Origin of the sequence: Streptomyces sp. NPDC007084, assembly GCF_040703595.1 — a bacterium.
GTDB lineage: Bacteria > Actinomycetota > Actinomycetes > Streptomycetales > Streptomycetaceae > Streptomyces.
On the sequence record NZ_JBEYFY010000014.1, the window covers coordinates 1 to 16,043 of the forward strand.

General features: G+C 72.1%; 10 protein-coding genes. 7 read left to right on the forward strand and 3 right to left on the reverse strand.

Annotated elements, in window-relative coordinates; translation table 11 throughout:
• The 5 genes from AB0912_RS14460 to serA form a co-directional block, all read left to right on the forward strand.
• Nucleotides 1–2,209 (forward strand): EAL domain-containing protein (locus tag AB0912_RS14460; protein ID WP_366699358.1); only part of this gene is annotated, 2,209 nt, incomplete at its 5' end.
• Nucleotides 2,210–2,451: 242 nt separating this feature from the next.
• Entirely contained in the window at nt 2,452–4,305 is a 1,854-nt protein-coding gene (locus AB0912_RS14465; RefSeq protein ID WP_366699360.1) for an acetolactate synthase large subunit, read from the forward strand.
• Nucleotides 4,306–4,325: 20 nt separating this feature from the next.
• Nucleotides 4,326–4,853, forward strand: a complete 528-nt coding sequence (gene ilvN / locus AB0912_RS14470) for an acetolactate synthase small subunit (protein ID WP_366699362.1) — start codon at nt 4,326–4,328, stop codon at nt 4,851–4,853.
• 147 nt (nt 4,854–5,000) lie between these two features.
• Nucleotides 5,001–6,002 carry a ketol-acid reductoisomerase gene (gene ilvC, locus AB0912_RS14475; RefSeq protein WP_366699365.1) on the forward strand — a complete coding sequence of 334 codons (1,002 nt, stop codon included), beginning with the start codon at nt 5,001–5,003 and terminating at the stop codon, nt 6,000–6,002.
• Between the two features lie 311 nt (nt 6,003–6,313).
• Nucleotides 6,314–7,903: a phosphoglycerate dehydrogenase gene (serA, locus tag AB0912_RS14480; protein WP_366699367.1), complete on the forward strand. Its 1,590-nt coding sequence runs from the start codon at nt 6,314–6,316 to the stop codon at nt 7,901–7,903.
• Between the two features lie 202 nt (nt 7,904–8,105).
• On the opposite strand, the gene AB0912_RS14485 is transcribed toward serA, so the two are convergent.
• Together AB0912_RS14485 and AB0912_RS14490 are read right to left on the reverse strand one after the other, a co-directional pair.
• Nucleotides 8,106–11,078, reverse strand: coding sequence for an AAA family ATPase (locus AB0912_RS14485; RefSeq protein ID WP_366699369.1), 2,973 nt, complete (start codon nt 11,076–11,078; stop codon nt 8,106–8,108).
• Nucleotides 11,079–11,233: 155 nt separating this feature from the next.
• On the reverse strand, nt 11,234–12,886 hold the full coding sequence (locus tag AB0912_RS14490) for an MFS transporter (protein WP_366699371.1): 1,653 nt from the start codon (nt 12,884–12,886) through the stop codon (nt 11,234–11,236).
• Nucleotides 12,887–12,995: 109 nt separating this feature from the next.
• Here AB0912_RS14490 and AB0912_RS14495 point away from each other — a divergent pair, with 109 nt between their 5' ends.
• Nucleotides 12,996–13,586, forward strand: coding sequence for a TetR/AcrR family transcriptional regulator (locus AB0912_RS14495; protein WP_366699373.1), 591 nt, complete (start codon nt 12,996–12,998; stop codon nt 13,584–13,586).
• Between the two features lie 7 nt (nt 13,587–13,593).
• Here the strand turns inward: AB0912_RS14495 and AB0912_RS14500 are convergent, their stop codons facing one another.
• On the reverse strand, nt 13,594–14,853 hold the full coding sequence (locus AB0912_RS14500) for a helix-turn-helix domain-containing protein (protein ID WP_366699375.1): 1,260 nt from the start codon (nt 14,851–14,853) through the stop codon (nt 13,594–13,596).
• Between the two features lie 164 nt (nt 14,854–15,017).
• On the opposite strand from AB0912_RS14500, the gene AB0912_RS14505 reads away from it, so the two are divergent.
• On the forward strand, nt 15,018–15,944 hold the full coding sequence (locus AB0912_RS14505; RefSeq protein ID WP_366699377.1) for a proline dehydrogenase family protein: 927 nt from the start codon (nt 15,018–15,020) through the stop codon (nt 15,942–15,944).
• Nucleotides 15,945–16,043: the final 99 nt, after the last annotated feature.

Below are 16,043 nucleotides of genomic sequence, written 5' to 3' on the forward strand. Positions count from 1 at the left end.
TGGACTTGCCGTCGTCCACGGAGCCGGCGGTCGCGAAGCGCAGCAGGGTGGTCGCGGCGCCCCCGGCCCGGCGAGCCCGCCTCCCGGCGAGCGCCGGAGCCGGCCCGCTCCCCAGGAGCACGCCCTCGGGCGGGAGCCGGACGGCCCCCAGCAGCCCGCCCCGCACGGACCGGGCCACGGCCGGTACCCGCTCTCGCGTCCGATCGCCGGATCGCTCGCCGCGCTCACGCCGTACCTCGCCGCCGCGGTGTGCACGCTGGGGATCCTCTACAACATCCTGAACGGGCGCAGGGTGGACCGCGTGGTGCTCATCACCGCCGGTCTCGTCGTCCTCGCCCTCGTCGTCCGCCAGGGCATCATGCTGCTCGACAACATCACCCTCACCCAGGAACTGGCGCAGAAGGAGAACCACTTCCGCTCCCTGGTGCAGGGCTCCAGCGACGTCATCATGATCGCCGCTCCGAACGGCGTGCTGCGCTACGTGAGCCCGGCCGCCGCCGGGGTCTACGGCCGTGACGCCGAGGAACTCGTCGGCTCCGAGCTGGCCTCCCTCATCCACCCCGAGGACCTCGGCTGCGTGGTCCACGAGGTGCGCCGGTTCCTCGCCGCCAGCCACGCGGAGGAGCCGACCACCCGGATCGAGTGCCGGTTCCGGTCCGGCGACGGCGGCTGGCTGAACGTGGAGTCCACCGTCAACCGGCACCACGGCGGCCTCATCTTCAACAGCCGTGACGTGACCGAACGCGTCCGCCTCCAGGCGCAGTTGCAGCACAACGCCGAGCACGACCCGCTCACCGACCTGCCCAACCGCGCCCTGTTCACCCGGCGCGTCCAGCAGGCCCTGTCCGGGCGCCGCTCCTCCGACCGGGGCACCGCCGTCCTGTTCATCGACCTCGACGGCTTCAAGGCGGTGAACGACACGATCGGGCACCAGGCGGGCGACGAACTGCTCGTCCAGGCCGCCCGCCGGCTCCAGGACTCCGTCCGGCACGGCGACACCGCCGCCCGCCTCGGCGGGGACGAGTTCGCGGCGCTCATCGTCGGCGACGGCGGCCGGGACCGCACGGCCCGCGAGCAGCAGATAATGGAACTGGCCGACCGGCTGCGGATCAGACTCTCCCAGCCCTACTGCATCGACGGCAACGATGTCCGTGTCGCCGCCTCCATCGGCGTCGGGTTCGCCGAACCGGGCCTGGGCGCGGGCGAGTTGCTGCGCAACGCCGACCTGGCGATGTACCGGGCCAAGGCGGCGGGCAAGGGCCGCGTCGAGCTGTACGCGCCGCAGATGCAGCAGGACGTGGTCCGCAAGGCGGAGCTGGCGACCCGGCTGCGTTCGGCGCTCCAGGACGGCGAGTTCGCCCTGCTGCACCAGCCCGTGGTGTCACTGGACAGCGGCCGGATCGCGTCGGTCACCGCACAGGCGCGCTGGCGTTCCTCCCAGGGGGTGCTGTTCACGCCCGCCGAGTTCCTGCGGGTCGCCGAGGACAGCGACCGGACCGCCGAGCTGAGCCGCTGGATGCTGGACGAGGCCGTCGGCCAGGCGGCCGAGCGCACCGCCGCGGGCATCGCGGTGCCCGTCGTCGTCCGGATGACCGCCCGGCGGCTGCTGGACCGCTCCATGCCGCTCGGCTCGGTCGAGTCCCTGCTCACCCGGCACGGGCTCGCCTCCGGCGGGCTGATCATCGAGCTGTCCGACACCGACCCACGGGTCCCGCTGGACGAGCTGGAGCGCCGTCTGAACGCCCTGCGGCGCCTCGGGGTCCGGATCGCCCTGGACGGCTTCGGCAGCGGCTACGCGGCGATCACAGCGCTTCGCCGGCTCCCCGTCGACATCCTGCGGCTCGACCGCGGCCTGATCGAGGGGGTCGTCGAGTCCGCCCGGCTGCACAAGATCACCAGCGGGCTGCTGCGGATCGCCACCGACCTCGGGATGCAGTCCGTCGCGGACGGGGTGGACCTCCCCGAGCAGGTGGTCGCGCTGCGGGCGATGGGCTGCACCCACGGCCAGGGCATGGCGTTCTCCGGGCCGCTGGACGAGTACCGGCTGCGCCGGGCGCTCTCCGCGGGCCATTTCCCCGTACCGGACGGGCCGGTGGAGCCCGTCTTCGCGGGCGGCAGAGCGGCCGTCTACACCGGGGGAATGCCGGTCGTCCTGGGGGGTGGAACGGCACTGCGCTCACATAATGAGACTCCCGTCCCACCCACTTGACAGTCGGTGCGTGCCGGGGGGAGGGTCAATGCCATGCGCACCCGAATTCTCGTACTTGGAAAGCGCGTCGGCTGAAGCCAGGTGGTCACCGGAGGATCCGGAACACCCAGCGACCGCACCGGCGCGCTCCCCTCGCTTGCCTCACGGCACGAGGGGTTTTTTGTTGCACCAGCGCCTTTCGATCAGCAAACGCACACCGCACAAAAGTCGCAAAAACCCTCAGCATCGAGAAGAGAATGCCGATGACCGAGCAGGCCACCGGGGCCCACCATCCGCAGCCGCGGCCCCGTTCCGGAGGACAGCAGTCCGCCCCCGTCGAGCACGTCACGGGTGCGAAGTCCCTCATTCGCTCGCTCGAGGAGGTCGGGGCCGACACCGTATTCGGTATCCCCGGCGGGACGATCCTTCCGGCGTACGACCCGATGATGGACTCGAGCCGGCTGCGCCACGTGCTCGTCCGTCACGAGCAGGGTGCGGGTCACGCGGCCACCGGTTACGCGCAGGCCACCGGCCGGGTCGGCGTCTGCATGGCCACCTCCGGCCCCGGCGCGACGAACCTGGTGACGCCGATCGCGGACGCCATGATGGACTCCGTCCCGCTGGTCGCCATCACCGGCCAGGTCGTCACCAAGGCGATCGGCACGGACGCCTTCCAGGAGGCGGACATCGTCGGCATCACCATGCCGATCACCAAGCACAGCTTCCTGGTCACCAAGCCCGAGGACATCCCCAAGGCCATCGCCGAGGCCTTCCACATCGCCTCCACCGGCCGCCCGGGCCCCGTCCTGGTCGACATCCCGAAGGACGTGCTCCAGGCGCAGACGACGTTCTCCTGGCCGCCGCAGAGCGACCTGCCGGGATACCGTCCGGTGACCAAGCCGCACGCCAAGCAGATCCGCGAGGCCGCCAAGCTGCTCACCCAGGCCAAGCGGCCCGTGCTGTACGTCGGCGGCGGCGTCCTCAAGGCGCACGCCACCGCCGAGCTGAAGGTCCTCGCCGAAGTCACCGGAGCGCCCGTCACCACCACCCTGATGGCGCTCGGCGCGTTCCCCGACAGCCACCCGCTGCACGTGGGAATGCCGGGCATGCACGGTTCGGTCACCGCCGTCACCGCGCTGCAGAAGGCCGACCTGATCGTCGCCCTCGGAGCCCGCTTCGACGACCGCGTCACCGGCAAGCTGGACAGCTTCGCGCCCTACGCGAAGATCGTCCACGCCGACATCGACCCGGCCGAGATCGGCAAGAACCGCGCGGCCGACGTGCCGATCGTCGGTGACGCCCGCGAGGTCATCGCCGACCTGGTCCAGGCGGTGCAGAAGGAGCACAGCGAAGGCAACACCGGCGACTACAGCGCCTGGTGGAAGGACCTCGACCGCTGGCGCGAGACGTACCCGCTCGGCTACGAGCAGCCCGACAACGGCTCGCTCTCCCCGCAGCAGGTCATCGAGCGCATCGGCCAACTCGCCCCGGAGGGAACGATCTTCGCGGCGGGCGTCGGCCAGCACCAGATGTGGGCCGCGCACTACATCCAGTACGAGCAGCCCGCGACCTGGCTGAACTCCGGCGGCGCCGGGACGATGGGCTACGCGGTCCCGGCCGCGATGGGCGCCAAGGCGGGACAGCCCGACCGCACCGTCTGGGCGGTCGACGGCGACGGCTGCTTCCAGATGACCAACCAGGAACTCACCACCTGCGCCCTGAACAACATCCCGATCAAGGTCGCCATCATCAACAACGGCGCCCTCGGGATGGTCCGCCAGTGGCAGACCCTCTTCTACAACCAGCGCTACTCCAACACCGTGCTGCACAGCGGCCCGGACGCGGACGGCAAGCAGCCGAGCGCCGGCACCCGCGTCCCCGACTTCGTCAAGCTGTCGGAGGCCATGGGCTGCCACGCGATCCGCTGCGAGTCCCCGGACGACCTCGACAAGGTGATCGAGGAGGCGAACTCGATCAACGACCGCCCGGTCGTGGTCGACTTCATCGTCCACGAGGACGCGATGGTGTGGCCGATGGTCGCCGCAGGCACCTCCAACGACGAGGTCATGTTCGCCCGGGACGTCCGCCCCGACTTCGGCGACAACGAAGACGACTGAGAGAGAGCCGAGTCAGACCCATGAGCAAGCACACCCTCTCCGTCCTCGTCGAGAACAAGCCCGGTGTCCTCGCCCGGATCACCGCCCTGTTCTCCCGGCGCGGCTTCAACATCGACTCCCTCGCCGTCGGTGTCACCGAGCACCCGGAGATCTCCCGCATCACCATCGTGGTGAACGTGATCGACGCCCTTCCGCTCGAACAGGTCACCAAGCAGCTCAACAAGCTCGTCAACGTGCTGAAGATCGTCGAGCTGGAGCCCGGTTCCGCCGTGCAGCGCGAACTCGTCCTGGTGAAGGTGCGCGCCGACAACGAGACGCGCTCCCAGATCGTCGAGATCGTCCAGCTCTTCCGCGCCAAGACCGTCGACGTCTCCCCGGAGGCCGTCACCATCGAGGCCACCGGCGGCGCCGACAAGCTGGAGGCGATGCTCAAGATGCTGGAGCCGTTCGGCATCAAGGAGCTGGTCCAGTCCGGCACGATCGCGATCGGACGCGGGGCGCGTTCGATCACCGACCGGTCGCTGCGCGCGCTCGACCGTTCCGCCTGAGCCGGCACACCGCCCGGTACACGGGCGGGCGGCACCCGCGGCCCGCCCGTATACCGAGACCCGAGAACTTCCCTTCCCCCGCCCGCCGTACGGTGGGACGCAACACCGGCGCAACACCCGCAATACCGGATAACAAGGAGAACCCCAGTGGCCGAGCTGTTCTACGACGACGACGCCGACCTGTCCATCATCCAGGGCCGCAAGGTCGCGGTCATCGGCTACGGCAGCCAGGGCCACGCCCACGCGCTGTCGCTGCGCGACTCGGGTGTCGACGTCCGCGTCGGTCTGCACGAGGGCTCCAAGTCCAAGGCGAAGGCCGAGGAGCAGGGCCTGCGCGTGGTGACGCCGTCGGAGGCCGCGGCCGAGGCCGACGTCATCATGATCCTGGTGCCGGACCCGATCCAGGCCCAGGTCTACGAGGAGTCCATCAAGGACAACCTGAAGGACGGCGACGCGCTGTTCTTCGGCCACGGCCTGAACATCCGCTACGGCTTCATCAAGCCGCCGGCCGGCATCGACGTCTGCATGGTCGCCCCCAAGGGCCCCGGCCACCTCGTGCGCCGCCAGTACGAGGAGGGCCGCGGCGTTCCCTGCATCGCGGCCGTCGAGCAGGACGCGACCGGCAACGGTTTCCAGCTCGCCCTCTCGTACGCCAAGGGCATCGGCGGCACCCGCGCCGGTGTTATCAAGACGACTTTCACCGAGGAGACCGAGACCGACCTGTTCGGTGAGCAGGCCGTCCTCTGCGGTGGCACCGCCGCCCTGGTCAAGGCCGGTTTCGAGACGCTGACCGAGGCCGGCTACCAGCCGGAGATCGCGTACTTCGAGTGCCTGCACGAGCTGAAGCTCATCGTCGACCTGATGTACGAGGGCGGCCTGGAGAAGATGCGCTGGTCGGTCTCCGAGACCGCCGAGTGGGGCGACTACGTCACCGGCCCGCGCATCATCACGGACGCCACCAAGGCCGAGATGAAGCAGGTCCTCGCCGAGATCCAGGACGGCACCTTCGCCAAGAACTGGATGGACGAGTACCACTCGGGCCTGAAGAAGTACAACGAGTACAAGAGCCAGGACGAGAAGAGCCTGCTGGAGACCACCGGCAAGGAGCTGCGCAAGCTCATGTCGTGGGTGAACGACGACGAGGCGTAAGCCGCGCGGGAAGGGGCCGGGGCGGCACGCTCCGGCCCCTTCGCCGAACCAGGGGTAACCCCCGGGGCAGCGGTGTTGTCCATCACGTCCAGCCACGGACGGGTGATCCTTCCGCCAAGGCACAGGACGACCGCTTCGGCGCCACTAGACTGCTGCACATCACCAACGCGTCAGGCCCACAGCGTCGTGCGTCTTCCACGCGGCTCAAGCGACCCCCTCAGAAGTGCAGGCACACCCCGGGGGCCGCTATAAACCCTCCACCGCCTGCGGCCGTCGGGACGGCCGTCCGCATTGGACTTGTGAGGACTCACGTGAGCTCGAAACCTGTCGTACTCATCGCTGAAGAGCTGTCGCCCGCGACCGTAGACGCCCTGGGCCCGGACTTCGAGATCCGGCACGCGAACGGCGCGGACCGCGCCGAGCTGCTGCCCGCCATCGCCGACGTCGACGCCATCCTCATCCGCTCGGCCACCAAGGTCGACGCCGAGGCCGTCGCCGCCGCCAAGAAGCTGAAGGTCGTCGCACGAGCCGGCGTCGGCCTGGACAACGTCGACGTCTCCGCCGCCACCAAGGCCGGCGTGATGGTGGTCAACGCCCCCACCTCCAACATCGTGACCGCCGCCGAGCTGGCCTGCGGTCTCCTCCTCGCCACCGCCCGCCACATCCCGCAGGCCAACACGGCGCTGAAGAACGGCGAGTGGAAGCGCAGCAAGTACACCGGTGTCGAGCTGGCCGAGAAGACCCTCGGTGTCGTCGGCCTCGGCCGGATCGGCGCGCTGGTCGCCCAGCGCATGTCCGCGTTCGGCATGAAGGTCGTCGCCTACGACCCCTACGTGCAGCCCGCCCGGGCCGCGCAGATGGGCGTGAAGGTCCTCTCCCTGGACGAGCTGCTGGAGGTCGCGGACTTCATCACCGTGCACCTCCCGAAGACCCCCGAGACGCTCGGCCTGATCGGCGACGAGGCGCTGCACAAGGTCAAGCCGACCGTGCGCATCGTCAACGCCGCGCGCGGCGGGATCGTCGACGAGGAGGCGCTGTACGCGGCGCTCAAGGAGGGCCGCGTCGCCGGCGCCGGCCTCGACGTGTACGCCAAGGAGCCCTGCACGGACTCCCCGCTCTTCGAGCTGGACGAGGTCGTCTGCACCCCGCACCTCGGCGCCTCCACGGACGAGGCCCAGGAGAAGGCCGGCATCTCCGTCGCCCGCTCGGTGCGCCTCGCCCTCGCCGGCGAGCTGGTCCCGGACGCGGTCAACGTCCAGGGCGGTGTCATCGCCGAGGACGTCAAGCCCGGTCTCCCGCTCGCCGAGAAGCTCGGCCGCATCTTCACCGCCCTCGCGGGCGAGGTCGCGGTCCGCCTCGACGTCGAGGTGTACGGCGAGATCACCCAGCACGACGTCAAGGTGCTCGAACTCTCCGCGCTCAAGGGCGTGTTCGAGGACGTCGTCGACGAGACCGTCTCCTACGTCAACGCCCCGCTGTTCGCCCAGGAGCGCGGCGTCGAGGTCCGGCTGACCACCAGCTCCGAGTCGCCCGACCACCGCAACGTGGTCACGGTCCGCGGCACCCTCGGCGACGGCCAGGAGGTCTCGGTCTCCGGCACGCTGGCCGGCCCCAAGCACCTCCAGAAGATCGTCGCCGTCGGGGAGTACGACGTGGACCTCGCGCTCGCCGACCACATGGTCGTGCTGAGCTACGAGGACCGCCCCGGCGTCGTCGGCACCGTCGGCCGCATCCTCGGCGAGTCCGGCATCAACATCGCCGGTATGCAGGTCGCCCGCGCGGCCGTCGGCGGCGAGGCCCTCGCGGTCCTCACCGTCGACGACACGGTCCCGCAGAACGTCCTGACCGAGGTGGCCGAGGAGATCGGCGCGACGTCGGCCCGCTCCGTCAACCTGGTCTGACCCGCCCCGGGTCTCCCCGGGAAGACCCACCGACAACGCCGAGGGCCGGGCCACCTACGGGTGCCCGGCCCTCGGGCGTGCCCGGCGCGGGGCGGGTGTACGCGTTCGGTACGCGCGGCGGGTGTACGGGTCCGGCCGGTGGCCCGGCCGGGGCGCTGGGTGAGTGGCCCGGCGTCCCGCCGCATGATCCAAACGACAGGGCCTAGGCCGGTGCGTTTTGTTCCGGTTCGATCAGGCCCTCCCGGTAGGCGATCGCCACCGCCTCCGTGCGGCTCGCCGCGCCCAGTTTGGCGAGGATGTTCGACACGTGGACGCTCGCCGTCTTCCCGCTGATGAACAGCTCCTCGCCGATCTGCCGGTTGGTGCGCCCCCGGCCGAGCAGCCGGAGCACATCGCTCTCCCGGGCGGTCAGCGCCGCGATGCGCTCCCCAGTCGCCGGCGCGTCGGAGAGCCGGCCGCGCCGGATCAGCGCGTCCACCGCCTCGCGCAACGGCACCGCGCCCAGCCGCGCGGCGCTGTCCCGGGCCGCGCGGGCCTGCTCGGCGGCCTCCTCGCGGCGGTCGGCGGTGAGCAGCGCCTCGGCGAGACGGGCGCGGCAGCGGGCCAGCTCATAGGGGTCGCCGTAGTCGAACGCGGCGACCGCCCGCTCCCAGGCGGCGACGTCCGGCCCGGTGGCCGCCCGCACCCCCTCGGCCTCCGCGCGCGCCAGCCAGGCCAGTCCCTCCGGGCCCTGCCGGGTGCCGTCCTCGCCCCGGTCGGCCGTGTGCCGGGCCAACTCCACCATCTCCGCGGCCGTTTGGGCCCAGCGTCCGGCCGCCGCCGAGTCCCCGGACCGGCGAGCCCCTTCCGCCGCGTCCGCGACCGCCGCCAGTGTGAGCGCGGCCAGCCGCACCACCACGTCGGGCCGGTCGGCCCCCGAGGCGTCCGTGAGGGCCTCGACCGAGTCGCGCATCCGGCGGACCGCGTCCTCGGCGTCGCCGCGCAGGGCCGCCGCGTCGGTCAGCACGACGCTCGCGACGAGCGTCGCCATCCAGTCGAAGGGCCGGTCGAGCAGCGCGCGGGCCCCGGCCACCGCCGCCTCCTGCTCGCCGCGCGCCAGAGCGACGTACAGCGCGGGCCCGGTCGCGAACCCGCCCGCCGCGGGCAGGAGTTCGGCGTCGGCGACGGCCGCTCGCGCGCACTCGTCCCAGCGGCCCAGCGTGTAGAGGAGCAGGGACTGCAGATAGCGCAGCTCCAGCGCGTACGGCGAGGAGAGGAGACCGCCGCGGCGGGCGCGGTCCAGGCCGTCACCGATCCAGGTCAGGCACTCGTCCAGGTCACCGGACTCGTAACAGCCGATGGCCAGGTTGAACAGGGCGCGCATCTCGACCGGCAGGTTCCCGGCGGCGCGGGCCAGCTCGCGGGCCCGGCACAGCCGCTCCCGGCCCCGCCCGGTCCGCCGGTTGTGCGCCTCCATGCCGACCAGCGAGATCATCAAGTCGGCCTGGGCATCGCCCAGCCGGAGCCGCTCGGCGATCTCCAGCGCCTGCCGGCCGACCCGCTCCGCGTCCTCGTCGCGCCCCACGTACCGCGCGGCCATGACATGGGTGGCCGCCGCCCACACCCAGGTGTACGAGGGCGGCTCGGCCGGGATCAGGGCGAGGGCCTCGCTGCTGTAGGTGAAGGCGTCCGCCAGGCTGTCGATCCGCATCAGGTTGCCCGCGAGGGTGTAGCGCACCCGCGCGGCGAGTTCGGAATCGGCGTCCGCGCCGGCCCGGGCGAGCGCGGAGCGGGTGAGCTGGACGGCGCGATGGGGTTCACCGGCGTGGGCGGCGGCGGCCGAGGCGCGCAGGGTGAGACCGACCGTGCCGCCGGCGGGGCGGGCGGAGGCGTCCACCACCGCCCACAGTTCGAGCGCGGCCTCCAGGTGGCGCAGCTCCTCGGCGGGCGCGCCCACGCGCTGGGCGTGGTCGGCGGCTTCCAGGGAGGCGGCCAGCGCGTCCGCCAGGTCGTGGCTCTCCCGCGAGTGGTGGGCGCGCTCCGCCGCACTGTCGCCCGAACGGCCGTCCGCGGCGAGGAGTCTGGCGAACACCCCGTGCAGCCGGACCCGCTCGCCGGGCAGCAGGTCCGCGTACACGGCCTCGCGGATGAGGGCGTGCCGGAACGAGTACGTCGCGTCGTCGCCCGGCAGCAGGAGCTGGCGTCCGACCGCCTCGCGCAGCGCCGACTCCAGCTCCTCCTCCGGCAGTTGTACGGCGTCACGCAGCAGGTCGTGCCCGACGCGGCGCCCCGCGACGGCCGCCGTGCGCAGCACCTGCTGGGCGGTCTCGGAGAGTTGCTCGATGCGGATGAGCAGGACGTCGGCGAGACCGCTGGGCATGGCGGGGGAGCCGTCCGCGTCGTCCCCGGGCAGGGCGGCGAGCAACTCCTCGGCGTAGAAGGCGTTTCCCTCCGCGCCGGCGACGATCCGGCGGACCGTGCTGTCGGAGACGGGGCCGGTGCGCAGCGCGCGCACCAGCCGGGCCACGTCCGCGTCGGCCAGCGGGCGCAGCTCCAGCCGGTCGACGGGGGGCAACCGGATCAGCTCGGCGAGCAGCGGGCGCAGCGGGTGGCGGCGGTGCAGGTCGTCCGCGCGGTACGAGGCGAAGACCGCGAGGCGGCGGGGCGGGCCGCCGGGGGAGGGGCGCTGGAGAACGCCCCGGCTGAGCAGGAAGCGCAGCAGGTCGCGGGAGGACTGGTCGGCCCAGTGCAGGTCTTCGAGGACGAGCAGCAGGGGGGTCAGGTCGGCGAGGTCGGCGAGGAGTCCGGCGATGCCCTCGAAGAGCTGGAGGCGGCTGCCGGCGTCCGGCGTGCTGCCGGCTCCGCCCGCCCGGCCGATCAGGCGGTCCACCGCCGGGTGCGCGGTGAAGGCGGGGGCGAGCCGCTCGTCGGCCGCGGCGGCGCCGAGGATCTCCGTGAACGGCAGGTACGGCAGGCCGACGTCACCGAGGTCCACGCAGTGGCCGGTCAGGACGGTCATGCCGGCGGCGGTGGCGTGCGCGGCGGCCTCCGTCAGGGTGCGGGTCTTGCCCACTCCGGCGTCCCCGGCGAGCAGCACGGCGCGCGGGTCGCCGGCCGTGGCCCGCTCCAGCACGCCGGTGAGCCGGGCGAGTTCGTCCTCCCGGCCGATGAACGGCGTACCGAATGTCTGCGTCACCCGACCATCCTGGCATGCCCCGCCGACAACGCCCGGCGAGTTTTCCTCGCCGCCCGGAGCGGGGGAGTACGACGACGCCGGGTGGGGCCGGAGGGGTCCGGCCCCACCCGGCGGAGGGGGCGTGCGGCGCCCGGCCCGGGCCCGGCACCGGACGCTCAGGCGGTCGCCTCTTCGGCGGCAGCTTCTCCGGCGCCCGTCGGGCGGGCTGCTGTCTCTCCGGCGCCCGTCGGGCGGGCTGCTGTCTCACCGGCCCTCGTCGGGCGGGCTGCTGTCTCACCGGCCCCCGCCGCACGCACCGCGACCCGGCGCAGGGTCGTCTCGGCGAGGAGAGCGGCGGCCAGCAGCAGTACCGCTCCCGCCACGGCCGCCGCCTGCATGCCGTGGGTGAAGGCCTCCCGCGCGGTGGAGGCGAGGGCCCGGCCCGCGTCGCCCGGCAGGTGTCCCGCGACGGCGAGTGCCCCGCCCAGCGTCTCGTGGGCCGCGGCCGGGGCGCCGGCCGGGATGTCGTGGCGGTAGACGGCGGTGCCGATGGAGCCGAGGACGGCCATGCCGAGGGCGCCGCCGAACTCGGCACCCGTCTCCAGCAGGGAGGCGGCGGAGCCGGAGTTGCCGACCGGGACGGTGCCGAGCGCCAGGTCCATCATCTGGGACATCACCGTGACGATCCCGGCGGCGAGGATGCCGGCGCCGGCCAGGACCAGCCAGAGCGAGTCGGTTCCGGCGAGGGCCAGCAGCGCGTATCCGCCGGCGGCGACGGCGAAGCCCCCGGCGACGACATGGGCACGGTGCACGCCCTTGTCGACCAGTTGGGCGGCGACCGGCGCGGCCACACCGACCAGGACGGTGGGCAGCAGCGACCACAGGGCGGCGGACATGGAGCTCTTGCCCAGTACCGACTGGAGGTACTGCGTGGTGAAGAACGCCGAGCCCATCATGCCGAACGAGGAGACCAGGTTGAGGACGACGGCGGGGGCGAATCCCCGGCCCCGGAAGAGCGCGGGGGAGATCAGCGGGGACCGCGCGGTGCGCTGACGGTGCACGAAGAGCGCGGCGAACAGCAGGCCGACGGTGACCGAGACGACGTACCGCACGTTCCATCCCTCGGAGGGGATCTCCTTGATGCCGTAGATCACCGGCAGGACGGCGGCCATCGACAGCGGCACGCTGAGCAGGTCGAAGCGGCCGGGCTCCGGGTTCCGCGACTCCGGCAGCAGGAACGGGCCGAGGGCCAGCAGCAGGACCATCGCGGGCAGGTTGACCAGGAAGACCGAGCCCCACCAGAAGTACTGGACGAGGACGCCGCTCATCACCGAGCCGAGCGCGATCCCGCCGGTCATGACGGCCGACCACAGGCCGATCGCCTTCGCGCGCTGCCCGGGGTCGGTGAACATCGTGCGGACGATCGCCATGGTGGACGGCATCAGGGTGGCGCCGCCGACCCCGAGGAGCGCGCGGGCGGCGATGAGGGTCCCGGCGCTGTCCGCGTAGGCGGCGAGGGCGGAGGCGGTGCCGAAGGCGGCGGCGCCGATCAGCAGCAGCCGGCGGCGCCCTATGCGGTCGCCCAGCGAGCCCATGGTCATCAGCAGGCCGGCCAGTACGAACGCGTAGATGTCGAAGATCCAGAGCTGCTGGGTGCCGCTCGGCCGCAGGTCCGCGCTGATCGCGGGGATCGCGAAGTACAGCACGGAGACGTCCATGGAGACCAGGAGCAGCGGAAGCATCAGCACGCCGAGGGCGGTCCACTCGCGGCGGCCGGCCCGGGCACCTGAGGCGCCGGGGGCGGGAGTCGTGCTCGTCGGGTTCGTCATGACAGGGACTGTACGGACGTCATAAACGCTTGTCTAGTACGGCTGTATAAAACGTTCGTCTGTGACGCCGGTATAGGACGGTTGTCTGAATCGCGGTAGGCTGGGTCGCATGGGACACCGTGAGGATCTGCTCGAAGGCGCGAAGCGCTGCCTGCTGGAGAAGGGCTTCGTGCGCACGACGGCGCGCGACATCGTCAAGGAGTCGGGGACGAACCTGGCGTCCATCGGCTACCACTACGGCTCGAAGGACGCGCTCCTCGCGACCGCGTACGTGGATCTCATCGCCAACATCGGGGACACGTTCGGGGCGTTCGCGAGGACCGACACGGCGAGCGCGCCCGGCTCCCTGGAGCGGTTCCAGGAGGCCTGGGAGAGCATCACCCGGTCCTTCGTCCGGGAGCGCCCCATCTGGCTGCTCACCTTCGAGGTGATCACCAACTCCGACCGGCTGCCCACGGTCCGCGAGCACCTGGCGAAGGCCTCGGACGAGGGCCGCCGCGGACTCGTCCCGCTGCTGGCCGGCGGCACGGAGGCCGACGTGGACGACACCACCCTGCGCACGCTCGGCGGCTTCTACCAGGTCCTGCTCAACGGCCTCAGCGTCCAATGGCTCTTCGACCCGGCCTCGGCGACGGACGCCACCCAGCTGACGGAGGGCCTGCGCCGGGTGATCGAGGGGGCGGCGAAGGCCGGGAGCTGAGGGCGTCCTACAGCCGCGCCCCCTTGAGGGTCATGTGGAGGAGGAGGCGGTCCTCGCCGTCGTCCAGGTCCAGGCCCGTGAGCTGTTCGACGCGGGACAGGCGGTAGTAGAGGGTCTGGCGGTGGATGCCCAACTCGGCTGCCGTGCGGCCCGCCTGGCCCGCGAGGTCGAGGAACGCCTCGGCGGTGCGGGCCAGTTCGCGGTGGGCCGGGGCCAACAGGGTGCGGACCACCGGGTCGTGGGCCGCCTCCGGGGGCAGCGCGGTGAGCAGCCGGTACGGTCCGATGGCCCCCCACTCGGCGACCGGCCCGAGCCTGGGTTCGGCCAGCACCGCCCGTGCCGCGGAGGCCGCCTCCAGCCAGGCCGCCCCCAGCTCGCCGAGCCCGGCCCGCGCCCCGGAGACCCCGGCCGCCGCCGGCCCGCCCGGGGAGGTCCCGGCCGCCGCAGGCCCGCCGGGGGAGTTCTTGGTGCCGCCTCCGCCGCCCGGTCCGGCGCCCGCCTCCCGTACGAAACGGGTGGCCGCCGTCAGCGCCGGGGCCAGGGCGTCCGCCGAGCGCAGCCGTACCAGCAGCGCGAGGCTCTGGGCGGTGGTGCCCCACGGGACGGTGCACAGGGCGGTCGCGCCGGGCACCGTACGCGCCGAGGGGGCGTCGTCCGGGTCGGCCGAGGGCCACGGCGCCACGCACACCACCGCGTGCAGGCCCTCCCCGCGCGGCCCCAGCGCCGTCCGCAGCTCCGCCACCGCCATGTCGCGCTGCCAGCCGCGCTCGGCGGTCAGCACCGCCCGCAGCTCCCGGGTGAGGTCCGCGCCCGCCTGCGCCTCGTCCGCGAGCAGGGCGCCGATCCGGGAGGTCACCTCCATGGCGGCGGCCAACTGGGTGTCCGTGGGGCCCGGGTCGTCGTCGAGCAGCCAGACATAGCCGAGGACGACACCCCGATGGCGTACCGGCAGACAGATCCGGCCCCGGTACACGCCCGCCTCCGGGGTCGGCGGGATGCGGACCGGCGCCGAGGCGCGGGTGATGCCGAAGCCCTCGAACCAGGTCCGGACCGCCGTGGTGGAACGCCGGGTCAGGATCGAGCGGGTGCGCACCGGGTCCAGCGCCGACGGATCGAGGTCGCCCTCGCTGTCGTACGCCCCGAAGGCGATCAGCTCGAAATCACGGTTCTCCAGCGTCGCGGGGACGCCGAGGAGTGCCGAGATCTCGTCGACCAGCTCCTGGTAGTCGCCTCTGTATTCACCGCTCACCCGGGCATTCTCCCGCATTTCAGCGAGCCCTTCATACATCTGTCTGAGATCCGGGGAACAGATGCGTGACAGGTGTCGATGGCCCAGGATCGAAGAGATCCCTAGGTTTCACGGTGGTTCTCCGTGCCGTACCCGAATCGTCGGGATTCGGCCTCCTGCTGGCCTTGTTGTGGAGGTGCCCCGTGCTGGGTCCCGTGATTCTCGCCGCCTCGCGCAGCGACAAGATGCGCCGTCTGATCTCGGCCGCCCCGGTGACCAAGCCGGTCGTGGACCGCTTCATCCCCGGTGAGACCGTCGACCAGGTCGTCCCGATCATCGAGGACCTGACGGCCAAGGGCCTGGAACTCACCATGGACGTCGTCGGTGAGGACATCACCACCCCCGAGCAGGCCGCCGCCGCCCGGGACGCCTACCTGGCGCTCATCGACCGCCTCAGGGAGCTGGACCTCGGCACCCGCGCCGAGATGTCCGTCAAGCTCTCCATGTTCGGCCAGGCGCTGGAGGGCGGCCACGAGCTGGCCCTCGCCAACGTCCGCCCGGTCGTCGAGGCCGCCGCCGCCATCGGCACCACCGTCACGCTGGACGCCGAGGACCACACCACCCTCGACTCGATGTTCGCCATCCACGAGGAGCTGCGGAAGGACTTCCCGCAGACCGGCTGTGTGATCCAGGCCTACCTGTTCCGCACCGAGGCCGACGCCCGCCGCCTCGCCGAGAACGGCAGCCGCGTCCGCCTGGTCAAGGGCGCCTACAAGGAGCCCGCCGAGGTCGCCTACCAGCAGAAGGCCGAGACCGACAAGGCGTACGTGCGGATCCTGAAGATCCTCATGGAGGGCGAGGGGTACCCGATGATCGGGTCCCACGACCCCCGGATCATCTCCATCGCCCAGGAGCTGGCCCGCCGGGCCGGGCGCAAACTGGACGAGTACGAGTTCCAGATGCTCTACGGCATCCGCGGCGACGAGCACCTGCGGCTCGCCGCCGAGGGCCACCGCATGCGCGTCTACACGGCGTACGGCACCGACTGGTACGGCTACTTCATGCGCCGCCTCGCGGAGAAGCCGGCCAACCTGCTCTTCTTCGCGCGCTCGATCCTCACCAAGGGCTGACCGATGGCCGCCGCACGGATCACCAAGGGCTGAGAACCGGCCTGAGCCCCACGGCTTGACATCCCGAAACACCCGCCCGACTCAAGGAGTTACGGAACC